The 24,643-nt window shown below is 39.0% G+C and carries 24 protein-coding genes, 1 rRNA gene and 2 other annotated features; all 25 genes read left to right on the top strand.

All coding sequences use genetic code 11. The features are described from left to right. Nucleotides 1-196 precede the first annotated feature (196 nt). Nucleotides 197-312, top strand: a 5S ribosomal RNA gene (gene rrf, locus BN1243_RS13770). Between the two features lie 481 nt (nucleotides 313-793). Further along, nucleotides 794-1,255, top strand: coding sequence for a CtsR family transcriptional regulator (locus BN1243_RS13765; protein WP_062107729.1), 462 nt, complete (start codon nucleotides 794-796; stop codon nucleotides 1,253-1,255). Nucleotides 1,256-1,274: 19 nt separating this feature from the next. Beyond that, nucleotides 1,275-1,829 (top strand): protein-arginine kinase activator protein McsA, encoded by a 555-nt coding sequence (locus BN1243_RS13760; RefSeq protein ID WP_062107727.1) that lies wholly within the window; start codon nucleotides 1,275-1,277, stop codon nucleotides 1,827-1,829. Further along, nucleotides 1,826-2,899 (top strand): protein-arginine kinase McsB, encoded by a 1,074-nt coding sequence (locus BN1243_RS13755; RefSeq protein ID WP_062107725.1) that lies wholly within the window; start codon nucleotides 1,826-1,828, stop codon nucleotides 2,897-2,899. Before BN1243_RS13760 ends, BN1243_RS13755 begins: the two co-directional genes overlap by 4 nt. Nucleotides 2,900-2,911: 12 nt before the next feature. Then, on the top strand, nucleotides 2,912-5,347 hold the full coding sequence (clpC, locus tag BN1243_RS13750; RefSeq protein WP_062107723.1) for an ATP-dependent protease ATP-binding subunit ClpC: 2,436 nt from the start codon (nucleotides 2,912-2,914) through the stop codon (nucleotides 5,345-5,347). A gap of 283 nt (nucleotides 5,348-5,630) precedes the next feature. Continuing rightward, complete coding sequence (radA, locus tag BN1243_RS13745; RefSeq protein ID WP_062107721.1) at nucleotides 5,631-7,007, top strand: DNA repair protein RadA; 1,377 nt, start codon at nucleotides 5,631-5,633, stop codon at nucleotides 7,005-7,007. Between the two features lie 98 nt (nucleotides 7,008-7,105). Beyond that, nucleotides 7,106-8,203 carry a PIN/TRAM domain-containing protein gene (locus BN1243_RS13740; protein ID WP_062107718.1) on the top strand — a complete coding sequence of 366 codons (1,098 nt, stop codon included), beginning with the start codon at nucleotides 7,106-7,108 and terminating at the stop codon, nucleotides 8,201-8,203. Between the two features lie 19 nt (nucleotides 8,204-8,222). Continuing rightward, nucleotides 8,223-8,915: a 2-C-methyl-D-erythritol 4-phosphate cytidylyltransferase gene (gene ispD / locus BN1243_RS13735; RefSeq protein ID WP_062107716.1), complete on the top strand. Its 693-nt coding sequence runs from the start codon at nucleotides 8,223-8,225 to the stop codon at nucleotides 8,913-8,915. Nucleotides 8,916-8,951: 36 nt separating this feature from the next. Beyond that, nucleotides 8,952-9,434, top strand: coding sequence for a 2-C-methyl-D-erythritol 2,4-cyclodiphosphate synthase (ispF, locus tag BN1243_RS13730; RefSeq protein ID WP_062107714.1), 483 nt, complete (start codon nucleotides 8,952-8,954; stop codon nucleotides 9,432-9,434). A 37-nt stretch (nucleotides 9,435-9,471) separates the two neighbouring features. Then, complete coding sequence (gltX, locus tag BN1243_RS13725) at nucleotides 9,472-10,932, top strand: glutamate--tRNA ligase (RefSeq protein WP_062107712.1); 1,461 nt, start codon at nucleotides 9,472-9,474, stop codon at nucleotides 10,930-10,932. Nucleotides 10,933-11,006: 74 nt separating this feature from the next. Then, nucleotides 11,007-11,241: a binding site (T-box leader), on the top strand. Between the two features lie 257 nt (nucleotides 11,242-11,498). Continuing rightward, entirely contained in the window at nucleotides 11,499-12,128 is a 630-nt protein-coding gene (gene cysE / locus BN1243_RS13720) for a serine O-acetyltransferase (RefSeq protein ID WP_062107710.1), read from the top strand. 22 nt (nucleotides 12,129-12,150) lie between these two features. Continuing rightward, nucleotides 12,151-13,548, top strand: a complete 1,398-nt coding sequence (gene cysS / locus BN1243_RS13715) for a cysteine--tRNA ligase (protein WP_062107708.1) — start codon at nucleotides 12,151-12,153, stop codon at nucleotides 13,546-13,548. A gap of 2 nt (nucleotides 13,549-13,550) precedes the next feature. Continuing rightward, complete coding sequence (locus BN1243_RS13710; protein WP_062107706.1) at nucleotides 13,551-13,976, top strand: Mini-ribonuclease 3; 426 nt, start codon at nucleotides 13,551-13,553, stop codon at nucleotides 13,974-13,976. Next, the gene (gene rlmB, locus BN1243_RS13705; protein WP_062107704.1) at nucleotides 13,973-14,716 is read left to right on the top strand and encodes a 23S rRNA (guanosine(2251)-2'-O)-methyltransferase RlmB; all 744 of its coding nucleotides are present in this window, start codon (nucleotides 13,973-13,975) and stop codon (nucleotides 14,714-14,716) included. The genes BN1243_RS13710 and rlmB overlap by 4 nt, the downstream gene beginning before the upstream one ends. A gap of 3 nt (nucleotides 14,717-14,719) precedes the next feature. Beyond that, nucleotides 14,720-15,229, top strand: a complete 510-nt coding sequence (locus BN1243_RS13700) for an NYN domain-containing protein (protein WP_062107703.1) — start codon at nucleotides 14,720-14,722, stop codon at nucleotides 15,227-15,229. Nucleotides 15,230-15,299: 70 nt separating this feature from the next. Continuing rightward, a complete protein-coding gene (gene sigH, locus BN1243_RS13695; RefSeq protein ID WP_062107702.1) occupies nucleotides 15,300-15,947 on the top strand; it encodes an RNA polymerase sporulation sigma factor SigH in 648 nt (215 codons plus the stop codon). A gap of 82 nt (nucleotides 15,948-16,029) precedes the next feature. Continuing rightward, the gene (gene rpmG / locus BN1243_RS21835; protein ID WP_084781927.1) at nucleotides 16,030-16,179 is read left to right on the top strand and encodes a 50S ribosomal protein L33; all 150 of its coding nucleotides are present in this window, start codon (nucleotides 16,030-16,032) and stop codon (nucleotides 16,177-16,179) included. A 38-nt stretch (nucleotides 16,180-16,217) separates the two neighbouring features. Continuing rightward, on the top strand, nucleotides 16,218-16,403 hold the full coding sequence (secE, locus tag BN1243_RS13690; RefSeq protein ID WP_062107701.1) for a preprotein translocase subunit SecE: 186 nt from the start codon (nucleotides 16,218-16,220) through the stop codon (nucleotides 16,401-16,403). A gap of 177 nt (nucleotides 16,404-16,580) precedes the next feature. After that, nucleotides 16,581-17,117 carry a transcription termination/antitermination protein NusG gene (nusG, locus tag BN1243_RS13685; RefSeq protein WP_062107700.1) on the top strand — a complete coding sequence of 179 codons (537 nt, stop codon included), beginning with the start codon at nucleotides 16,581-16,583 and terminating at the stop codon, nucleotides 17,115-17,117. Nucleotides 17,118-17,267: 150 nt separating this feature from the next. Further along, on the top strand, nucleotides 17,268-17,693 hold the full coding sequence (gene rplK, locus BN1243_RS13680) for a 50S ribosomal protein L11 (protein WP_062107698.1): 426 nt from the start codon (nucleotides 17,268-17,270) through the stop codon (nucleotides 17,691-17,693). Between the two features lie 314 nt (nucleotides 17,694-18,007). Then, a complete protein-coding gene (gene rplA / locus BN1243_RS13675) occupies nucleotides 18,008-18,700 on the top strand; it encodes a 50S ribosomal protein L1 (protein ID WP_062107696.1) in 693 nt (230 codons plus the stop codon). A 50-nt stretch (nucleotides 18,701-18,750) separates the two neighbouring features. Beyond that, nucleotides 18,751-18,903 (top strand) — a sequence feature (ribosomal protein L10 leader region). 77 nt (nucleotides 18,904-18,980) lie between these two features. Beyond that, nucleotides 18,981-19,481, top strand: coding sequence for a 50S ribosomal protein L10 (gene rplJ, locus BN1243_RS13670; protein ID WP_062107688.1), 501 nt, complete (start codon nucleotides 18,981-18,983; stop codon nucleotides 19,479-19,481). Between the two features lie 146 nt (nucleotides 19,482-19,627). Beyond that, nucleotides 19,628-19,993 (top strand): 50S ribosomal protein L7/L12, encoded by a 366-nt coding sequence (gene rplL, locus BN1243_RS13665; RefSeq protein WP_062107686.1) that lies wholly within the window; start codon nucleotides 19,628-19,630, stop codon nucleotides 19,991-19,993. Between the two features lie 192 nt (nucleotides 19,994-20,185). Further along, complete coding sequence (locus tag BN1243_RS13660) at nucleotides 20,186-20,788, top strand: class I SAM-dependent methyltransferase (RefSeq protein WP_062107684.1); 603 nt, start codon at nucleotides 20,186-20,188, stop codon at nucleotides 20,786-20,788. 246 nt (nucleotides 20,789-21,034) lie between these two features. After that, a complete protein-coding gene (gene rpoB / locus BN1243_RS13655) occupies nucleotides 21,035-24,589 on the top strand; it encodes a DNA-directed RNA polymerase subunit beta (protein WP_062107682.1) in 3,555 nt (1,184 codons plus the stop codon). Nucleotides 24,590-24,643 lie beyond the last annotated feature (54 nt).

Here is a 24,643-nt window from a genome sequence, read left to right as displayed (position 1 = left end):
GGTCTGAGGTGGAAGTGTGGCGACACATGGAGCTGACGGATACTAATCGGTCAAGGGCTTAATCAAACAAATGTTTTTCGATTACTACTTCTCTTTTATCTGGTTTTGAGGGAATGAACCTCATTAAAAGGATCTTCTGCTAAGATCGCTCACGTCCTGTGAGCAACGCAGAAGTCAGCACATCCTGTGCAAGTAGTCTGGTGACGATAGCGAAGAGGTCACACCCGTTCCCATCTCGAACACGGCAGTTAAGCTCTTCAGCGCCGATGGTAGTAAGGGGCTTCCCCTTGTGAGAGCAGGACGTTGCCAGGCAATCAAGACATCCACATGTGGGTGTCTTTTTTGTTTATTTAAACCGAAGGTTTTGTACATAATGAAGAGGTTCTCTTTTTAAACAAGCGAGGATCAGAGAGAGATCCGGACTATGCCTATGAGATTGAGGAAGTGAAACGGGTCATCCTGATCCACAACACGCAGTTAAGTTTTTCAGTGTCGATGGCAGGAAGGGACTTCCTCCTTGAGAGAACAAGACGTTGTAAGGAAAATCAAAGACATTCAAAATTGGATGTCTTTTTTAATGCATTAAACATAATAGTTTCAGACTGAATCCCCCTGCATATCTAATTTGTTATTTTGAAAGTTAACTTCTATGGTTTCAATTTTGTTGTTCATGGATAAAATATTCCTATGGTCATTAAGTAGATAATTGATTTTTATTTACCCTTTTGTGTATAATTAAGTCAAATATAGTCAAAGTCAGTTGTTGAAAATTTTATGAGAGGAGGTTGGAGTGTTGAGAAATATATCGGACATCATAGAAAATTATTTAAAAAGGGTACTTGAATTAAGTGATACTGAAATTGTGGAGATTAAAAGAAGTGAAGTGGCCGATAAATTTCAATGTGTCCCCTCTCAAATTAACTATGTCATTAATACTCGTTTTACAATCGAAAGAGGTTATTTAGTAGAAAGTAAGCGAGGGGGCGGGGGCTATATCCGAATCACCAAGGTTAGATCACATGATAAGGTCCATTTAATTGACCAATTGTCCGCTTTAACCGGAAATAAAATATCTCAAGCTAGTGCTCAGGATATTATATTGCGCTTAGTTGAGGAAGAAGTTATCTCAAATAGGGAAGCTAGGTTAATGTTAAGCGTGATGGATCGGTCCGTTATATATATAGAATTACCACAAAGAGATGAGTTGCGTGCACGAATATTGAAAGCTATGCTTTACGCTATTAAATACGAATAAAAAGGTAAGGTGAAATCGGATGATCTGTCAAAAGTGCAATGAAAGACCAGCGGCTGTTCATTTTACACAGGTAGTCAATGGGGAAAAGACGACGATACAGCTATGTGAAAAGTGCGCTCATGAAAAAGGGGAATTATTTATGTCGGAAGGTAGCACTGGTTTCTCCTTCAATGATCTACTAGCAGGTCTGCTTAATTGGGATTCAACAGCTTTTCAGCAAAGTAAATCATCGCAGTCTTCTCAACCACAAGCCCCCGTTCAATGTGATGTTTGTAAGATGACATATCAACAATTTGTAAATATTGGACGCTTCGGTTGTACAAATTGTTATAAAACTTTCCATAACAAGATTACTCCAATTTTAAAAAGGCTACACAGTGGAAATGTAAAGCATGGCGGGAAAGTTCCGAAAAGAATTGGAGGTTCCATTCATGTAAGGAAGAAGATTCAAACGTTAAAAGCAGAACTGCAATCTTTAATTGCCGATGAGGAGTTTGAAAAGGCAGCTGAAGTGCGAGACCAAATTCGCTCCTTGGAAAATAATTTGTTAGATGGGGAGGGGAATGGACAGTGAGTCTCGAAAAGTTTCTTAATAAAGCTGTTAGTTCGTGGATGAATGCTGAAGGTCCAGACTCTGACATTATTTTAAGTTCTCGTATTCGATATGCACGGAATTTGCGGAATTATAAATTCCCAACTATTTTTAGTAATGAAGAAGCAAGAGAAATTATCACTAGTATCAATAAAATTATAGAATCAAAATCTCTGCAGAATTATGGTGAGATGGATTTTTTAGAAATTGATAATTTAAAGTCTTTACAAAAAAGGGTTCTTGTTGAGAAGCATTTAATCAGTCCACAATTGGCGGAAAACTCATCCCATGGTGCAGTCGTATTATCAGATAGTGAAGATATTAGTATTATGATAAATGAGGAAGATCATATTCGTATTCAATGTTTATTTCCCGGCCTACAAATTAATGAAGCTTTGAAGCGAGCTAATGAAATTGATGATGTACTAGAGGCAAAGCTTGACTACGCCTTCGATGAGGACTTTGGGTATTTAACAAGTTGTCCAACAAACGTTGGTACGGGACTAAGAGCATCTGTAATGGTCCACTTACCTGGGTTAATTCTTACTCGACAAATGAATCGTATTATTCCTGCTATTAATCAATTAGGGCTTGTAGTAAGAGGTATATATGGTGAAGGTAGTGAGGCGCTCGGGAATATATTCCAAATTTCTAATCAGATTACTCTAGGTAAATCTGAAGAAGATATTGTAGGTGACTTGATTAGTGTAGTAAAACAGATTATTGCTCAGGAAAGGTCGGCAAGGCAATCATTAGTTAAAACGTCTAACATACAATTAGAGGATAGGGTATTCCGTTCATATGGGATTTTAGCAAATAGTCGAGTAATTGAAACAAAAGAGGCTGCGGAACGTTTATCAGATGTAAGATTGGGTATAGATTTAGGATATATTAAACAACTTTCTAAAAATATATTGAATGAACTTATGATTTTGACTCAGCCTGGCTTTTTACAGCAATATGCTGGTGGGCCTCTACGCCCAGCAGAACGTGATATAAAAAGAGCAACATTTATTCGGGAACGATTGAAATTAGAAGAGAAAGATCGTTAGGAGGAATATGATATGATGTTTGGTCGATTTACGGAGAGAGCACAGAAGGTTTTAGCATTATCACAGGAAGAAGCAATCCGTCTTGGACATAGCAATATAGGTACAGAGCATATTCTGCTCGGCTTGGTTAAAGAGGGAGAGGGTATAGCTGCGAAAGCCTTATTTGGACTTGGGTTAGGTTCTGAAAAAATCCAAAAGGAAGTAGAAAATTTAATCGGTCGTGGCAATGATCAAACTCAAAATCTCCACTACACACCACGTGCAAAAAAGGTAATTGAGCTTTCTATGGATGAGGCACGAAAGCTTGGACACTCTTATGTAGGGACAGAACATATCTTGCTAGGTTTAATCCGTGAAGGAGAAGGTGTGGCAGCAAGAGTACTTACTAATTTAGGAGTAAGTCTGAATAAGGCACGTCAACAGGTACTTCAACTGTTAGGGAACAGTGAGGCCAGTAGCCATGGTTCAGGAACTGCATCAAGTGCTAATACACCAACATTGGATGGACTAGCAAGAGATTTGACGGCCATTGCAAGGGAAGGAAGCCTTGATCCAGTTATTGGACGGAGTAAGGAAATCCAAAGAGTCATTGAAGTACTAAGTAGACGTACAAAAAATAATCCAGTCCTTATAGGAGAGCCGGGAGTTGGAAAAACGGCAATTGCTGAAGGGTTGGCTCAGCAAATTATACAAAATGAGGTTCCAGAAATATTGCGTGACAAACGTGTTATGACCCTTGATATGGGAACAGTGGTTGCAGGTACAAAATATCGGGGTGAATTTGAAGATCGTTTGAAAAAAGTAATGGATGAAATTCGCCAAGCTGGAAATATTATTTTATTTATTGATGAGCTTCACACTTTAATTGGAGCAGGTGGGGCGGAGGGAGCCATTGATGCATCCAATATTTTGAAACCATCACTTGCACGAGGTGAATTACAGTGTATTGGGGCAACAACTCTAGATGAGTATCGCAAGTATATTGAAAAAGATGCAGCTCTTGAGCGTCGCTTTCAACCAATCCAAGTGGACGAACCGACGATTGAAGAGTCTATCCAAATACTAAAAGGACTTCGAGACCGATATGAGGCTCACCATCGTGTATCAATAACTGATGAGGCAATAGAAGCTGCTGTTAATTTATCTGATCGTTATATTTCTGACCGTTTCTTACCTGATAAAGCGATTGACCTAATTGATGAAGCTGGTTCTAAAGTTCGCCTGCGTTCCTACACAACTCCACCTAATTTAAAGGAGATGGAAGTGAAGCTAGAATCCATACGGAAGGAAAAGGATGCAGCTGTTCAAAGTCAGGAGTTTGAAAAGGCAGCATCACTAAGGGATTCTGAGCAACGTCTTCGCGAACAATTAGAGGATACGAAGAAGACTTGGAAGGAAAGACAAGGTCAAGAAAATACAGAGGTTACTGTAGATGATATTGCAACTGTCGTAGCTAACTGGACTGGAATCCCAGTAGCTAAAATTGCAGCTACTGAAACCGAAAAACTACTAAAATTAGAAGAAATATTGCACTCCAGAGTAATTGGGCAGGAAGAAGCTGTAAAAGCAATAGCTAAAGCTGTTCGTCGAGCGCGGGCTGGTCTTAAAGATCCAAAACGTCCAATCGGATCTTTTATTTTCCTAGGACCAACTGGAATAGGAAAATCTGAGTTGGCTAGAGCCCTTGCAGAGGCCATGTTTGGTGATGAAGACGCGATGATCCGAATTGATATGTCCGAATACATGGAAAAGCATTCAACATCTAGATTAGTCGGTTCTCCTCCAGGGTATGTTGGATTTGAAGAAGGTGGCCAACTTACTGAGAAAGTTAGAAGAAAGCCCTATTCAGTTATCCTCTTGGATGAAATGGAAAAGGCACACCCAGATGTCTTTAACATCTTGCTGCAAGTACTGGAAGATGGGCGTTTAACAGATTCAAAGGGGCGAACAGTTGATTTTAGAAACACAGTCTTAATTCTTACATCTAATGTTGGTGCAGAAGCATTAAAACGGAATAAGTATGTTGGTTTTAGTATTCAGGATGGGGAACAGGATTACAAAGATATGAAGGGTAAAGTTTTAGAGGAATTGAAAAAAGCCTTCCGCCCTGAATTTTTAAACCGAATTGATGAAATGATTGTCTTCCATGCATTGGAAAAACCACACTTGAAAGAAATTGTAACATTAATGGTCGATCAATTAGTGAAACGATTGCGAGATCAAGAAATGGACCTCGAACTAACTGATGCAGCAAAAGATAAAATTACAGAGGAAGGCTATGATCCAGAATATGGTGCAAGACCTCTAAGAAGAGCGATTCAAAAGCTCATAGAAGATCGACTTTCTGAAGAACTGCTTAAAGGTAATATTTCTCCAGGCATGCACATTGTGATCGATGTGGAAAATGGAGAATTTACTGTAAAAACAACGGAAAAGTCTGTATCATAATAGCAAAGATGAAAGCTTATAGTTTCTTAACTAAACAAACGGGGTATCATGAAAATACCCCGTTTGTTTATAGAAAAATGGAGTATAAAATTTAACTAGAGTACGGTCTAGTTCCAGCGCCCAGCGACTAGTAACCTTTCAGCTTCTTCCTATGGTAAGTTAACATCGGCTCGTCCCACGCCGCGTATTTCTTTATTAGAAGCTTAGAAAGTTTGTACATCTCAAAGCGGGCGCTGGTGCTTTTCTTATCATATGGAGGATTATCAGAAGAAGGAGTTAAGAAATGACTAAGAAAAAGACAAAGTATATTTGTCAAACATGTGGGTACGAATCTGCTAAGTGGATGGGACGTTGCCCGGGTTGTGGGGAATGGAATCAGATGGTTGAAGAAGTTGATATTGTTGGAAAACAGCCAAAACGATCTTTTCAACATTCAGATTCTACTGTTGCCTCGAAAGCGACTCCAATTACATCTATTGAAACGCAACATGAACCGCGTATACCGACGCAAATGAAAGAACTTAATCGTGTTCTTGGAGGGGGAGTTGTAGCAGGATCTCTTATACTCATAGGAGGAGATCCGGGAATTGGAAAATCAACGCTTTTACTTCAGGTATCCAATCAACTTTCTGTGTTAAAACATAAGGTTCTTTACATTTCCGGGGAAGAGTCTATAAGACAAACGAAACTCCGAGCGGATCGCCTGCTTATTTCTTCACCTGAATTATATATATATGCTGAAACAAACTTGGAATCTATCCATCATACAATTGAAGAAATATCTCCGCAAATTGTAGTGATTGACTCCATTCAAACCGTCTATCATCCTGAAGTCACCTCTGCGCCTGGTAGTGTTTCACAGGTTCGTGAATGTACGGCAGAATTAATGCGGATCGCAAAAACAAAGGGAATTGCGATTTTCATTGTGGGGCATGTCACAAAGGAAGGTGCTATTGCGGGTCCTCGTTTACTTGAACATATGGTTGATACTGTTCTATATTTTGAAGGTGAGCGACATCACACATATAGAATTTTGCGAGCGGTAAAAAACCGGTTCGGTTCTACCAATGAAATGGGTATTTTTGAGATGAAGGAATCTGGCCTTGAAGAAGTAGCGAATCCTTCTGAAATCTTTCTAGAGGAAAGATCAAAGGGGGCATCAGGTTCAACAGTTGTAGCTTCTATGGAAGGAACAAGACCAGTCCTAGTAGAAATTCAAGCATTAATTTCCCCTACTAGTTTTGGTAATCCGAGAAGAATGGCAACGGGGATCGACCACAATAGAGTCTCTTTATTGATGGCTGTTTTGGAAAAGCGGGTAGGATTATTATTGCAAAATCAAGATGCCTATTTAAAAGTTGCAGGAGGCGTAAAACTTGATGAACCAGCGATAGACCTAGCAGTTGCCGTTAGTATTGCCTCAAGCTTTCGTGATAAACAAACGAGGCCAACAGATTGTATTATTGGTGAAGTAGGATTGACTGGAGAAGTTCGCCGTGTATCAAGAATCGAGCAACGTGTACAGGAAGCTGCAAAATTGGGTTTTTTGCGTATTATCGTGCCAGCGAATAATCTTGGAGGTTGGAGAGCTCCTAAAGGAATCGAAGTGATTGGAGTAGGGACAGTTGGGGAGGCCTTAAAACACGCGTTTGATTCCTGAAAATATTACCAAATGATTAATAAAGGGTTAAAAAAGAGGGACTTTCGGTTTTAATACTATTTTATTGTTTATAATGATAACAGGAGGTGAAGGAGTGGATGTTAAGGAAAATTGTGCAAGCGTGTTTTTTACTTCTTGGTGGCACTTTAGGAGTTTTTCTTATCCCGGCTTTACTGGAATTAGTTAGTCTTGAAGAGGTAATTTTAATTAATAATCCTTATATTACTGCGATTAGTGGTGCAATTATTTTTTATCTTATTACTTTTTGGGCTGTCGATTTGATTGTAAATGGAATTAAACATGTTGAGGATCTGCTCGTGAAAGCACCGATCACGGATATTCTATTTGGCAGTCTAGGTTTAATCTTTGGTTTACTCGTTGCCTTTTTAACAGGTCTTGCTATTAATAGGATGCTCTTTCCTGTACTTGATGCGTTTGTTCCCATATTATTAACCTTGCTTCTCGGTTATCTCGGTTTCCAGGTGGGCTTTAAAAAGCGTGATGAGTTAATGAATTTATTTTCTATGAATCGCGCAGGGAAAAAACGGGTTGGTGAAGAAGAGGAAGGTAAAAAAGGTTTCTCCTTCAAAAATATGAAGATATTGGACACAAGTGTCATTATTGATGGCAGAATCGCTGATATTTGTCAAACTGGTTTTTTAGATGGTACGATTGTAATCCCTCAATTCGTGCTTGAAGAATTACAGCATATCGCTGATTCATCCGATGCATTGAAGAGGAATAGAGGTAGAAGAGGTCTTGATATTTTGAATCGGATCCAAAAAGAAGTAAATATTCCGGTGGAAATGTACGAGGGAGACTTTGAAGATGTCCAAGAAGTTGATAGTAAGCTTGTAAAATTAGCAAAGTTAACAAATGGTACTGTCGTGACGAACGATTATAATTTAAATAAAGTGTGTGAGTTTCAAAATGTTAGTGTTTTAAACATTAATGATTTAGCTAATGCGGTTAAGCCGGTTGTACTTCCTGGCGAAGAGTTAAATATTCAGGTTATTAAAGACGGAAAAGAATACAATCAAGGTGTTGCTTATTTGGATGATGGAACAATGATTGTCGTTGAAGAAGGCAGAAATTTCATTGGAAAACGTATTGATGTTGTTGTGACCAGTGTACTTCAAACTTCTGCTGGAAGGATGATTTTTGCCAAGCCCAAATTGATGGAGACAGCCTTGTAAGATAGGGGAATACACATTAATGAATTATCAGGTGATTATTCCTGCTGCGGGATCAGGCAAAAGAATGGGTGCAGGGTATAATAAATTATTTTTACCTTTAGATAATCGGCCTATTATCGATCATACATTAAATATCTTTTTAAAAGATGCGTGCTGTAATAGAATTATATTAGTTATTCAACCTAATGATAAAATCCTTTTTGAAGAAATTTTTAAAAAAGATCACTACTCGAAAATCCGAATAGTTGATGGGGGTAGCGAGCGGCAATATAGCGTTTATAATGGGTTGAAAGCAGCGGATAATAAGGGTATTATTCTTGTTCATGATGGTGCCCGACCTTTTATCCAAGCTGAGACAATCAAACAATTAGTTCGCTTTGCTTCTGATTATGGAGCAGCTATAGCAGCAGTTCCGGTGAAAGATACGATAAAAAGAGTAAATGCTATGGAAGTAGCCGAGACGATTGATCGATCTAGCTTGTGGCAGATACAGACTCCACAAGCTTTTCGCTATTCTGTCTTAAAAGACGCTCATGATCAGGCGAAAAGTGAAGACTTTTTGGGTACAGATGAGGCCGCTCTTGTAGAAAGAATGGGTCATCCCGTGAAAATAGTAGCGAGTGATTATGATAACATTAAACTGACGACACCAGAAGATTTATATTTTGCAAAAGCAATCTTGGAAAAACGGAAAGAGAATAGCTATAATTGACTTTGGTTACCCATAGGCATGGGAGGAGAAGAAGAAATGTTTAGAATAGGACAAGGCTTTGATGTTCATCAATTTGCTGAAAATCGCCCACTGATTATCGGCGGTATTGAAATTCCATATGATAAAGGTCTTATCGGCCATTCGGATGCGGATGTATTGCTTCATACAGTGGCGGATGCATGCCTTGGCGCAATTGGAGAGGGGGATATTGGACATCATTTCCCTGATACAGACCCCCAATTTAAAAATGCAGATTCGGCAGAACTACTCATTCAAGTGTGGAATATCGTAAAAGAAAAAGGCTATGAACTTGTGAATATCGACTGTACAATTATGGCACAAAAGCCAAAAATGGCACCGCATATTGAAAAAATCAGAGAGAGAATCGCTAATTTACTGGAAGCTAATGTCTCTCAAATAAATGTGAAAGCGACAACTACAGAACGCCTGGGATTTGTCGGTAGAGAAGAGGGAATTGCATCTCAAGCAGTTATACTTCTTCAAAAGAGGGAAGCTTAGAAGTGGCTTTATAGAAATAGAGATGGAGGAAAATAATATGACAGAACAAGTAAGAGTTCGCTATGCACCGAGCCCAACGGGGCATTTACATATTGGAAACGCACGTACTGCGCTATTTAATTATTTATTTGCGCGTAATTTAGGCGGAAAGCTCATTATTCGAATCGAAGATACTGACCAAAAGCGAAATATTGAAGGCGGAGAAGAAAGCCAGCTCAAGTATTTAAATTGGCTCGGCATTGACTGGGATGAAAGTGTTGATCGTGATGGTGGATTTGGCCCATATCGTCAGTCGGAGCGAGGGTCTATTTATAAAGAGTATTATGATGATTTATTAGACCGTGGATTAGCTTATAAGTGTTACTGTACTGAAGAAGAACTAGAGGCAGAGCGTGAAGCTCAGAAAGCCCGTGGTGAAATGCCACGTTATTCTGGAAAGTGCAGCCACTTAACTAAAGATGAGCAAGAAAAACTTGAGCTTGAAGGAAGAAAGCCGAGCATTCGATTTAAAGTTCCAGCGGGTAAAGTCTATGCATTTCAAGATATGGTTAAAGATGAAGTGTCATTTGAATCAGATGGTATTGGTGATTTTGTCATTGTTAAAAAGGATGGAATTCCGACCTATAACTTTGCTGTTGCGATTGATGACCATTTAATGGAGATCAGTCATGTTCTACGCGGAGATGATCATATATCCAATACACCGAAACAATTAATGATTTTTGAGTCATTTGGTTGGGAACCGCCTATTTATGGACATATGACATTAATTGTTAATGAAAATCGTAAGAAATTGAGTAAGCGTGATGAAACAATCATTCAGTTTATTGAGCAATATGATGAATTAGGGTATTTACCAGAAGCGTTGTTTAATTTTATTACGCTTTTAGGCTGGTCCCCACAGGGCGAGGAAGAACTTTTTTCAAAAGATGAGTTTATTAAAATTTTCGATGCGAACCGATTGTCAAAATCACCTGCATTATTCGATAAGCAAAAACTGCTTTGGATGAATAATCAATACATGAAAGAGCTTGACCTAGATAAGGTAATTGAATTATCAGTCCCTCATTTGAAAAAGGCAGGTTTAGTTAGTGAAACAATGAGCCCTGAAGAAGAAGAATGGGTGCGAAATCTGATTGCTTTATATCAAGAACAAATGAGCTATGGAGCTGAAATCGTCGAGCTTGCAGAACTATTTTTTAAAGATGAACTTGATTATAATGAAGAGGCTCAAACTGTGCTAGATGAGGAACAAGTTCCTGAAGTCCTTGCTGCTTTTTATAAGGAAGTGGATGCACTTGATCCGTTTGAAGCAGCAGGTATTAAAAGTGCGATTAAGTCCGTTCAAAAAGCAACCGGACAAAAAGGGAAAAAGTTATTTATGCCGATTCGGGTTGCTGTTACAGGTCAGACACACGGCCCAGAACTTCCTAATGCTATAGAACTTTTAGGAAAAGGCAAAATAAAAAGAAGACTTGAGCGTTTGCTTGAGAACTAGTTTGAAGAGGTAGTCTGTTAGAGGTTAGTTTACTTATTAACATTTTTGATGAAATGTATTATATTATAGATATATGAAAAGCGTTGAAGAGGAAAAGTAGGAAAATGATGTCATTCAGAGAGAACCATCACTGGCTGAAAGTGGTTTTGACCGCTCATTTTCTGAACATGCACCTCTGAGTCCCAAACTGAAAGGAAAGCCTCAGTAGGTTTGGGCGGTGATCTTGTCGTTATCAAGAACAAGCCGGAATACTGCTATTAATTTGGTAGTATTCAAGCAGAGTGGAACCGCGCCATAAGCGTCTCTGATTATTTTCAGAGGCGTTTTTTTATAGTTAAAAAACAACTATGGATCTGAACAACGTCAGAAAACAGGCGCTTGTGCTTTTCATTGTCTAGCTCCAGCGCCTAGCAAACTTTCAGCTTCTTCCTACGATAAGTCAACATCAGTTCGCCTGTTGGCTCACCGTGTTTTCTTTATCTCGTCAGAAGCTTAAAAAGTTTGTACGTCGCTGAACAGGCGCTTGTGCTTTTCTAATAAAACCCTCGAGAAAGGGGTCATCACTTATGTTCAAGAGAATGAAAGAGGATATTAAGACTGTCTTTGATCAAGACCCTGCTGCCCGAAGCACACTGGAAGTTGTTTTAACCTATTCTGGAATACATGCTATTTGGTCTCATCGAATTGCACATGCCCTTTATAAAAGAAAACTGTATTTTCTAGCGAGGGTCATTTCACAAGTTAGCCGATTTTTTACTGGAATTGAAATTCATCCAGGTGCGGTTATTGGTCGTCGCTTTTTCATTGACCATGGTATGGGGGTAGTAATTGGAGAAACATGTGAAATTGGTGATGATGTGATCGTTTATCAAGGGGTGACACTTGGGGGAACAGGAAAAGAAAAAGGGAAGCGTCATCCTACTATCGAAAATAATGCACTCATTGCTACAGGAGCGAAGGTGCTTGGGAATATTGTCATTGGAGCAAATTCCAAAGTAGGGGCAGGTTCAGTTGTTCTCAAAAATGTTCCGGCCAATTCTACAGTTGTCGGCATTCCTGGGCGGATAGTTATACGGGATGGAGTTAAATTAAAGCATGATTTAAATCATAGTGATCTCCCGGATCCAATATTGGATAAATTTATTGAATTAGAGAAAAAGATAAAAGAGATTTGTGATGAGGTAAATATAAGTTAGATTTTCGAAAGGGGTCATCGAGATGACTATTCAAATTTATAATACATTGACTCGAAGGAAGGAGTCCTTTGTTCCAATAGAAGAAGGCAAAGTAAAAATGTATGTTTGTGGGCCAACTGTTTATAACTATATTCATATTGGGAACGCAAGACCTGCAATCGTATTCGATACGGTTCGTCGCTATTTAGAATATAAAGGGTATGAAGTCCAATTTATTTCTAATTTTACAGATGTTGATGATAAGTTGATTAAAACAGCTAAAGAGTTAGAAACGGATGTTCCAACCGTAGCGGAAAGATTTATTGATGCTTATTTTGAAGATGTAGCTGCACTAGGTTGCAAGAAGGCCAATGTGCATCCGAGAGTAACCGAAAATATGAAGGAGATCATCGATTTTATCGCAATATTAATCGATAAAGGCTATGCATACGAATCTGAAGGCGATGTTTATTATAAGACTCGAAATTTCAATGGATACGGCAAACTATCCCATCAATCGATCGATGATTTAAAGGTAGGGGCACGTATTGAGATTGGGGAGAAAAAGGAGGATGCTCTAGATTTTGCTCTTTGGAAGTCAGCAAAAGAGGGAGAAATTTCATGGAAAAGTCCATGGGGAAAAGGAAGACCAGGATGGCACATTGAATGCTCGGCGATGGCCCGTAAATATTTAGGTGATACAATTGATATTCATGCGGGAGGACAGGATTTGGCTTTCCCTCATCATGAAAATGAAATTGCTCAATCAGAGGCGCTTACTGGTAAAACATTTGCCCGTTATTGGATGCATAATGGATATATCAATATTAATAATGAAAAGATGTCTAAGTCTCTTGGAAATTTTGTTTTAGTACATGATATTATTAAAAAAGTTGACCCAGATATATTGCGATTTTTCATGCTATCTGTTCATTATCGCAATCCTATTAATTTCAATGATGAATTGCTTACTAATGCCGGGGTTGGACTTGAAAGACTTAAGACATCTTATCAAAATTTAGAATATCGTCTTGGAGTTAGCGCAAATTTAGCTGAGAACGATGAAGAATGGTTACAAAAGATTGCTGGGTTAATCACAGAATTTGAGGAAGAAATGGATGATGATTTTAATACAGCAGACGGTATTACTGTTTTATTCGAATTGGCAAGGCAGGCTAATTATTATTTAATGGAAAAGAATACTTCTTCTAAAGTTATCGAAGCTTTCATGAAAGCTTTTGATGAACTTTTCACGGTACTTGGTTTGCCGTTGAAAGATAAGGAGTTATTAGACGAGGAAATAGAGAACTTAATTGAGCAACGATTAGAAGCAAGGAAAAACCGCGATTTCCAATTGGCGGATGAAATTCGGGATCAATTGAAAGAAAGGAATATCCTTTTGGAAGATACTCCCCAAGGAACTAGATGGAGGCGGGGCTAGTGATGACAGAACCCCAAAAAGGCACAGTAGACTTTCGCCAAATTAATAGCTTGGCCCTAGCTTATATGGGTGATGCCGTTTATGACGTACGCGTCAGGCATCATCTTCTGCAAAGCGGGAAAACAAAGCCCCATAAACTCCATGTGGAAGCTACGCGATATGTCTCCGCAAAGGCTCAATCCACTATTTTACGAAAAATGGTCGAAGAAGGTTTCTTAACAGACGAGGAAATGGCAGTCATGCGCCGTGGAAGAAATGCTAAATCAAAAACTGTTCCTAAAAATACAGATGTTCAAACATATCGTCACAGTACCGCCTTTGAAGCCGTTATTGGTTGGGTTTACTTGGCTAATGACTTAGAGCGTTTAAATGAAATTATTGATGAGGCCATACGCAAGGTCGAAGATGGAGGAGAGGTCAAAGTATGAGTCAGGAATGGATTGCAGGAAGAAACTCCATTATTGAAACATTAAAGTCAGAGCGTGATATTCATAAAATTTGGATTGCAGAAAGTTCACAACGAGGACCGATGCAAACGATCGTAAAGCTTGCTAAAGAACGTAATATTCTTATTCAATACGTTCCACGAAAAAAGATTGACCAAATTACAAATGAAAATCATCAGGGGGTCGTTGCTCAAGTAGCAGCATACCAATATGCAGAACTTGAGGACCTCTTTAAAAGAGCCGAAGAAAAAGGAGAAGATCCATTTTTCCTCATTTTAGATGAATTAGAGGATCCTCATAATCTAGGATCGATATTAAGAACGGCGGATGCGTGCGGAGTCCATGGGATTATTATCCCGAAAAGAAGATCTGTTGGATTAACAGCAACTGTTGCTAAACTATCAACAGGAGCTATCGAATATATACCTGTTGCGAGAGTGACTAATATCGCAATGACAATCGATGAATTAAAGGAGCGGGGGATCTGGGTATTCGGTACAGATGCAAGGGAAAGCCAAGACTATCGAAAAATGGACGCCTCTATGCCTCTAGCCCTTGTAATTGGAAGTGAAGGAAAAGGAATGGGAAGACTTGTCCGGGAAAAATGTGATTTTCTAATTCGTTTGCCTATGGTTGGACATGTAACTTCGCTTAATGCCTCTGTTGCAGCTGCCTTAATGATGTATGAGGTTCATCGAAAGCGATACTCAATAGAGGATTAAACGATGGATATCCTACTTGTAGACGGCTACAATGTCATCGGTGCATGGCCGGAATTAATAGAATTAAAAAGAACGGATCTTGCTGCGGCACGGGATCGGCTTATTGAAGTTATGGCGGATTATCAGGGATATACGGGCTATAAAGTAATAGTTGTGTTTGATGCTTACGAAGTGAAAGGGATTGAAAAGAAATATCGAAAGCATAAAGTAGATGTAATCTATACAAAGACAGAAGAAACAGCCGATGAAAGAATTGAAAAACTAGCCCGTGAGCTTGGAAACATTCGAACTCAAATTTATGTAGCAACCTCTGATTATACAGAACAATGGGCGATCTTTGGTCAAGGTGCTCTTAGAATTTCCGCGCGCGAACTATTAATAGAAGTACAGTCAATTGATCGAAAAATAAGCGGAAGATTAAAGACGGAAAGGGAAATGGTACCAACTTCCAAGATCCCTTTAAGCAATGAGGTTGCTGCAGTTTTTGAAAAATGGCGTCGCGGGAAAAAATGAAAGGGTTGACGTTTGAAAATTCTGGTATGTATAATAATTCTATCTATGTACTTCAAGGGTGGGGAACAGCGTGACCTCAAATATCAGACTAGACGGCATCAATTTTGATTTACTGGAAGATGAAGAATTAATTGAGCTCATTCAAGAAGGGGAAAGTGAAGCCCTCGATTATCTTATTAACAAGTATCGTAATTTTGTTAGAGCTAAGGCGCGTTCATATTTTCTTATTGGTGCGGATCGGGAGGATATTGTTCAGGAGGGCATGATTGGGCTTTATAAAGCCATCCGTGATTTTAAGGAAGACAAGCTTGCTTCCTTTAAGGCATTTGCAGAACTTTGTATTACACGACAAATGATCACTGCAATCAAAACGGCAACCCGCCAAAAACATATCCCTCTTAATTCCTATGTATCTTTGGACAAGCCTATTTACGACGAGGAATCTGATCGCACACTGATGGATGTTATCTCGGGGGCCAAAATGCTTGACCCTGAGGAACTATTAATTAATCGTGAAGAGATTAGTAATATTGAAGAGAAGGTCATGGAATTATTAAGTGATCTCGAGCGAAAGGTGTTAGCACTTTACCTAGACGGACGCTCGTATCAGGAGATTTCAGATGAATTGGATCGTCATGTAAAATCAATTGATAACGCTTTACAAAGAGTGAAAAGGAAGCTAGAACGATATCTGGAACTGCAGGGGTTTAGCATTTGAAAGTACGAGCCGTATTGACAGATACTGACTTACGTGATATTTTTTATAAGATATATTAAACTTTGAAAGCAGGTGATGCACGATGAAGAAAAAAGTCGCATTAGCCTGCACAATATGTGGAACACGTAACTATTCTACTAATAAAAATATGGTGACGGTTCCAGATCGCCTCGAATTAAAAAAATTCTGCAAAAATTGTAATACCCAAACTATTCATAGAGAGACAAAATAGTTTTATTCCCATATATGCTAATATTTGGAGGTACAATCATGTCAAGCGTAATGCAATTCTTTCGTAACGTCAGTTCGGAGATGAGAAAGGTCAGCTGGCCGAAACGAAAAGAACTAACTAATTATACAATTACGGTTATTGCTACTGTCGTTTTACTTGCGCTTTTTTTTGGTGGAGTTGATTATATCCTGTCATTTTTCATGCGTTTTATTATCGGAAAATAAATTTCCTTATATCCTTGAATAGTTGTATAACATGAACATTCTCATGCTATAATGAGAGATATATAAATTCACTTAAGCCCGGTCTCCGGGTTTTTTGATTTGTAAAAAGGAAATGGATATGTCTATAAACCAATCACTTAAGATTTTATAGGGAGGGAAGGACAAGCGTCCTAACAAATGGAAAAGAACTGGTATGTCGTCCATACTTATTCCGGTTACGAGAATAAAGTGAAGACGAATCTTGAAAAACGCGTAGAAACAATGGGCATGCAAGATAAAATTTTCCGGGTTATAGTCCCTGAAGATGAAGAAACAGATATTAAAAACGGGAAAAAGAAAGTAGTTAAGAAAAAGGTATTTCCTGGATATGTACTAGTCGAAATTATTATGACGGATGATTCTTGGTATGTCGTTCGTAATACTCCTGGAGTTACTGGATTTGTTGGTTCATCAGGTTCCGGATCAAAACCAACTCCATTGTTGCCAGAGGAAATCGGCTTCATACTTAAACGCATGGGAATGGATGAGAAGGTAATTGATGTTCATTTTGAGTCAGGTGAAACAGTTACTGTAAAAGAAGGTCCATTTGCGAACTTTACAGGGAAAATTGAAGATATTGATCAAGCTAAAGGGAAAGCGAGAGTTATGGTTAATATGTTCGGAAGAGAAACACCGGTTGAGTTAGATTTTACACAAATCGATAAATTAAGTTAAGAACAACTTGAAATCCTTTGCGAAAAGTGATAATATTCTTTAGGTCGATGTATGTCCTTTAATGAATGGATTGAATCGACGCATATTTAGATGAGTGGGAGGGTATTAAAGCCCTATTACCACATCACGGACTTTAAGGAGGTGCGTCTCGTGGCTAAAAAAGTAATCAAACTTGTAAAATTACAAATTCCTGCAGGTAAAGCAAACCCAGCTCCACCAGTTGGACCGGCACTCGGGCAAGCAGGTGTAAATATCATGGGATTTTGTAAGGAATTTAACGCTCGTACTCAAGATCAAGCAGGTCTTATAATTCCTGTTGAAATCACAGTGTTCGAGGATCGTTCCTTTACATTTATCACAAAAACTCCACCCGCTGCAGTATTACTTAAAAAAGCAGCTGGTATCGATTCTGGTTCAGGTGAACCGAATAAAAAGACAGTTGCAACTGTAAAACGTGATAAAGTACGTGAAATTGCTGAAACAAAAATGCCAGACTTGAATGCTGCTAGCGTTGAAGCGGCTATGTTAATGGTTGAAGGTACTGCACGTAGCATGGGTATTAAAATCGAAGACTAATTTTCGACTTTAAAAAGTTGTATTTGCAGGGAGGCTATACAATATAGCCTTCCTTTATTGCTGGATGTTAGGAACGGAAAAGGTGTTTACGCCTTTTCCGAAGGATAGAAGGGTAATTTCGACTAGATATTAGTGAGTTACAAAATTACAGGTTTTCTCTAGTAATTAGTTAACATCGGTTCGCCTTGTTAGGCTAATCATGTTTTCTTTATCTTGGAGGGATTCCTGAAGTTTGAATTCCCTAAATGATCGCTTGTGCCCTTCTTTTCGTGGGAGGTCATTCCGCTAAAACCACATGACAGGAGGAAATTGAATTGGCTAAAAAAGGCAAGAAATACGCAGAAGCTTTTAATCAAATTGATCGTTCAAAAGCATTCTCAATTGCAGAAGCTGTTGAACTTGTTAAAAAAATTGACTACACCAAATTCGACGGAACCGTTGATGTTGCATTCCGTTTAGGTATTGATGTTAAAAAGGCGGATCAACAAATTCGCGGTGCAGTTGTTCTACCTAATGGGACTGGTAAGACTCAACGTGTCCTAGTATTTGCAAAAGGTGAAAAGGCAAAAGAGGCAGAAGCTGCTGGTGCGGATTATGTCGGTGATACAGAATATATTAATAAAATTAACCAAGGATGGCTTGATTTCGATGTTGTCGTTGCAACACCTGATATGATGGGTGAAGTTGGTAAACTTGGTCGTACACTTGGACCTAAAGGTTTAATGCCAAATCCAAAAACAGGAACAGTTACATTCGATGTTGAAAAAGCTATCAATGAAATTAAAGCTGGTAAAGTAGAGTACCGTGCTGATAAAGCAGGTATTATCCACGTTCCTATCGGTAAAGTATCTTTTGCTGAAGATAAGTTAGTGGAAAACTATAACACGATTTTGGAAACTTTAGTTAAAGCAAAACCTGCTTCTTCAAAAGGTAAATATATGAAGAGTGTAACGGTTTCTTCAACTATGGGACCAGGTGTTAAAGTGGAAACAACTGGCATTCTATAAGAAACATTGACATGCAGATGGCAATAGAATATAATACTATCTGTTTGATAATAAAATAAACGTTTGTGCCGTAGACAGCAGGTGCTAATCAATAAGTATTAGCTTAATTTCCCGCCGAGGTCATTGCGATATAATCAATCCTAAATTACGATTGAACGCAAGAACCTCTATGTCTGAAATATAGAGGTTCTTTTGCTTTTTATAAGCGAAATACCCCGTACAGAAACCTGTCGATAAACAAATTGGTATAAATGTCAGCTTGAATCCGGGAGGTGTAAGGATGAGCACAGTAATTGAGAATAAGAAACAACTTGTTGATGAAATTACAGAGAAATTCACATCAAGCGTTTCTACAGTAGTAGTAGATTATCGCGGTCTTACTGTTGCGCAAGTGACAGAACTACGTAAACAACTACGCGAAGCTGGTATTGAATTTAAAGTATATAAAAATACAATGTCACGCCGTGCGGTTGAAGCAGCTGAACTAACAGGTCTTAATGATGCCTTAACTGGTCCAAATGCAATTGCGTTTAGTAAAGATGATGTAGTAGCTCCTGCTAAAATCCTCAACGATTTTGCGAAAAAGAATGAGGCGCTTGAAATTAAAGCTGGTGTGATTGAGGGAAATGTTGCAACTGTTGAAGAAATTAAAGCTCTTGCAGAACTTCCATCAAGAGAAGGCTTGCTTTCTATGTTGCTTAGCGTTCTTCAAGCTCCAATTCGTAACTTGGCTCTTGCAACTAAAGCAGTTGCTGAACAAAAAGAAGAACAAGGTGCGTAAAAAGCTGAATCGCTTTGGTCAATTGCGTACAAACTCAGTGGTTTTCAACTAAGATAAAGAAAACGCGAGGAGCCTTTTCGGCGAATCGTGTTGACTTAACACTTGAATTTAAAAAACAATAAATAAATATGATGGAGGAAATCATAATGACTAAAGAACAAATCATTGAAGCTGTCAAAGAAATGACAGTTCTTGAATTAAACGATCTTGTTAAAGCAATCGAAGAAGAATTTGGCGTAACTGCTGCTGCTCCTGTAGCAATGGTTGGCGGAGCTGCTGGTGGCGAAGCTGCTGCAGAACAAACAGAATTTGATGTTGTTCTTGCTAATGCAGGCGGACAAAAAATTAAAGTTATCAAAGTTGTTCGTGAAATCACAGGCCTTGGCTTGAAAGAAGCGAAAGAACTTGTTGACAATGCTCCAAAATCAGTTAAAGAAGGTGCTTCTAAAGAAGAAGCTGAAGAAATTAAAGCTAAACTTGAAGAAGTTGGAGCTGCTGTTGAAGTTAAGTAAGAAAAGTTTAAATAAAAAGCTCGCTAGCTAGACGGCGGGCTTTTTTGGCTACTTTTTTGGACTTAGTATTAGCGTCCAGCGATTAGTAAACTTTCAACTTCTTCTTACAGAAAAAGGCTCGCTCCTCGATTTTTATTCAACTTTTCTCTAAAAATGTAAGATATGCTAGGTGCTAGAAGGAGGTCAACGGAATTGACAGACCATTATTTTTCACGCCAGCCTGAAGTAGCTAGTGCTCCAAAGCACTGGAATACGGAATTGCGTGGTATTCAATTGCGATTTAAAACAGATCAAGGTGTCTTCTCAAAAAAAGAAGTTGACTTTGGTTCTCGTCTTTTAATTGAAACATTTGAAGCTATGACTATTAGTGGCCCGTTGCTTGATGTGGGGTGTGGATATGGACCGATTGGCCTTGTCTTGGCAAAGCTGTTCCCTGACCGTCTTATTCATATGATCGATATTAACGAGCGTGCAGTTGAACTTGCGAAAGTCAACGCTGAGAGTAATCATATAAGTAATGTTGATATCTACGAAAGTGATCGTTTTGAAAATGTCAAAGAATCGCATTTTGCAGCAATTTTAACTAACCCTCCCATTCGAGCGGGTAAGAAAGTTGTTCATCAAATTTTTGAAAATAGCTTTCGGTATTTGGGACATGGCGGGGAGTTATGGGTCGTTATTCAAAAAAAACAGGGAGCGCCTTCCGCTAAAGCGAAGTTGGAAGAACTTTTTGCTCAGGTTGATGTTGTAGCACATAAGAAAGGGTATTATATTTTGCGAGCAATAAAAGATTGACCCTAACTAGCTGTTGTGGTATAGTTATATAATGCAATTATAATGTTTTCTAATAATTTACCAAAAATCATTTAAATTGTATGGCGATTGGTAAAAATGGAAAAGATTATACAATATAGTTCGTTATTTAAAAAAATGTGGTTTTCAAAGAAAAACCCTTTTTCTTTTTTGTCTTATGATAGTCGTTGTTTTTAGAAACACGTGCAAGTATTTGATTAAAACGCATTATTTTGAGGGGTGAATCAGTTGACAGGTCAACTTGTTCAGTACGGGAGGCATCGCCATCGCAGAAGTTTTGCTCGTATTAGCGAAGTATTAGAATTGCCGAACCTTATTGAAATCCAAACTTCTTCCTACCAATGGTTTCTTGATGAGGGCTTAAAGGAAATGTTTCAAGACATCTCACCAATTGAGGATTTTGCCGGTAATCTATCATTAGAATTTATTGATTACAGTCTCGGTGAGCCTAAGTATTCTGTTGAAGAATCAAAAGAACGAGATGCTACTTATTCAGCTCCTCTACGTGTCAAACTTCGTCTAGTGAATAAAGAAACAGGCGAAGTGAAAGACCAAGATGTATTTATGGGTGATTTTCCGTTAATGACTGAAATGGGGACATTTATTATCAATGGTGCTGAACGTGTCATCGTTTCGCAGCTTGTACGTTCTCCAAGTGTGTACTATAACGGGAAAATTGATAAGAATGGGAAAAAGGGCTTTACCGCTACTGTTATTCCCAATCGTGGAGCATGGCTAGAGTATGAAACAGATGCAAAAGATGTAGTTTATGTGCGCATTGATCGCACAAGAAAATTACCAGTAACAGTATTACTTCGTGCACTCGGTTTTGGTTCTGATCAAGAAATCATCGAGTTGATTGGTGATAATGAATACCTTCGAAATACACTTGAAAAGGATAATACAGAAAGCATTGAAAAAGCACTGCTCGAAATTTATGAGCGCCTCCGTCCTGGTGAACCACCAACAGTGGAGAATGCTAAAAATTTGCTTATCTCAAGATTCTTTGATCCAAAACGCTACGATCTTGCGAATGTAGGTCGTTATAAATTAAATAAAAAACTCCATATTAAAAATCGCTTGTTCGGTCAACGTCTTGCGGAAACACTTGCTGATCCAGATACAGGTGAAATTATTGCGGAAAAGGGAACGGTTCTTGATCGTCGTACCTTGGACAAAATACTTCATCAGTTAGAAAACGGTGCAGGATTTAAGACGTTTAATCAGCATAGTGGTGTTATAGATGAAGATATCGTAGTTCAATCTATTAAAATTTTCGCACCGAATGATGATGAAGATAAGGAGATAAACGTCATTGGTAATGCGTATGTCGAAGAAGAAGTAAAACATATTACTCCTGCGGATATTATCGCATCGATTAGTTATTTCTTCGGCTTACTTTATGATGTTGGCGGTACGGATGACATTGACCACTTAGGTAATCGACGTCTCCGTTCTGTTGGGGAATTGCTCCAGAATCAGTTTAGGATTGGGTTATCTCGGATGGAACGTGTCGTGAAAGAAAGAATGTCCATTCAGGATATTAACACAATTACGCCTCAACAGCTTATTAATATTCGTCCTGTAATTGCATCTATTAAAGAGTTTTTTGGTAGTTCACAGTTGTCACAATTCATGGATCAGACAAACCCGCTTGCGGAGTTAACACATAAAAGACGTCTGTCTGCATTGGGACCAGGTGGACTAACACGTGAGCGTGCAGGAATGGAAGTTCGCGATGTTCACTATTCCCACTATGGACGCATGTGCCCAATTGAAACGCCAGAAGGACCAAACATTGGCTTGATTAACTCGTTATCAACCTTCGCTAAGGTGAATCGATTTGGATTTATTGAAACACCATACCGTCGAGTTGATCCGGAAACAGGGCTTGTAACTTCACGGATTGATTATTTAACAGCTGATGAAGAGGATAACTATGTTGTCGCACAGGCAAATGCTCCACTTACAGAAGAAGGCGGATTTGTAAATGATGAAGTTATCGCACGTTTCCGTGGTGAGAACACGGTCGTAAGAAAAGAACGTATTGATTACATGGATGTATCACCTAAACAAGTCGTTTCTGCTGCTACAGCCTGTATTCCGTTCCTTGAAAATGATGACTCCAACCGTGCTTTGATGGGGGCAAACATGCAACGACAAGCAGTGCCACTTATGAATCCTGAGGCTCCTTTTGTTGGGACTGGGATGGAATATGTCTCCGCAAAAGATTCAGGCGCTGCAGTTATTTGTAAGCATGATGGCATTGTTGAACATGTTGAAGCCCGTGAAGTATGGGTACGTAATATAGCTGAAGTAGATGGCCAAGAAGTAAAAGGTGATTTGCGAAAATATCGGATGCAGAAATTTATTCGATCCAATCAAGGAACTTGTTACAACCAGCGTCCAATTGTAAGTGTTGGAGATAGGGTAACTAAAGGCGAAATTCTAGGTGACGGTCCTTCTATGGAACTCGGAGAATTAGCTTTAGGTCGAAATGTTCTTGTTGGGTTTATGACCTGGGAAGGTTATAACTATGAAGATGCAATCATCATGAGCGAAAGACTAGTTAAAGACGACGTTTATACATCTATTCATATTGAGGAATATGAATCAGAGGCACGTGATACTAAGCTTGGACCTGAAGAAATGACGCGTGATATTCCAAATGTCGGGGAAGATGCCCTACGTAATTTGGATGATCGGGGAATTATTCGAATCGGTGCAGAAGTAAAAGATGGAGACCTGTTAGTTGGTAAAGTAACGCCAAAAGGTGTGACAGAACTTACTGCAGAAGAACGTTTGCTTCATGCTATTTTTGGAGAAAAAGCTCGTGAAGTTCGCGACACTTCGCTACGTGTACCACATGGCGGCGGTGGAATAGTACTAGATGTTAAAGTATTTACGCGTGAAGATGGAGACGAGTTACCTCCAGGTGTAAATCAGCTAGTACGTGTCTATATCGTGCAAAAACGTAAAATTTCCGAAGGGGACAAAATGGCCGGACGTCACGGAAATAAAGGAGTTATCTCTAAAATCCTTCCGGAAGAGGATATGCCATTTATGCCAGATGGAACACCAATTGATATAATGTTAAATCCATTAGGAGTACCATCACGTATGAATATCGGTCAGGTGCTCGAGCTCCATTTGGGAATGGCAGCTAGACAACTCGGTTTGCATATGGCTTCCCCTGTTTTTGATGGTGCTACCGAGGAAGATGTATGGTCAACCATTGAAGAAGCAGGTCTTGCTCGCGATGCAAAAACAATACTTTATGATGGCCGGACAGGACAGCCGTTTGATAACAGAGTTTCTGTTGGTGTCATGTATATGATTAAACTTGCGCATATGGTTGATGATAAATTGCATGCTCGTTCCACTGGTCCATATTCGCTCGTAACCCAACAACCACTTGGTGGTAAAGCTCAGTTTGGTGGACAGCGTTTTGGTGAAATGGAAGTATGGGCACTGGAAGCATATGGTGCAGCTTATACACTTCAAGAAATCCTAACTGTGAAATCTGATGATATTGTCGGTAGGGTAAAAACATATGAAGCAATTGTCAAAGGTGATAATGTTCCTGATCCAGGTGTTCCAGAATCATTTAAGGTTTTGATTAAGGAGCTTCAAAGTCTTGGCATGGATGTAAAAATCTTGTCAGGAGATGAAGAGGAAATCGAAATGCGTGACTTGGATGATGATGAAGATACCCATCAAGCCGACACACTTAACATTGCTCCAGAAACAAAAGTTGAGGAAACGGCTGCTTCGAAAGAATAATTCCTTAAGTTTTGGATATTAAGGGTAAAACCCGTAGACGAAAAGGGAGGTAGG

Source organism: Bacillus niameyensis (genome assembly GCF_001375535.1).
Lineage (GTDB): Bacteria > Bacillota > Bacilli > Bacillales > Bacillaceae_C > Lederbergia > Lederbergia niameyensis.
The sequence above is the reverse complement of the archived record's forward strand: the minus strand, read 5'-3'. Positions and strand labels throughout refer to the sequence as shown.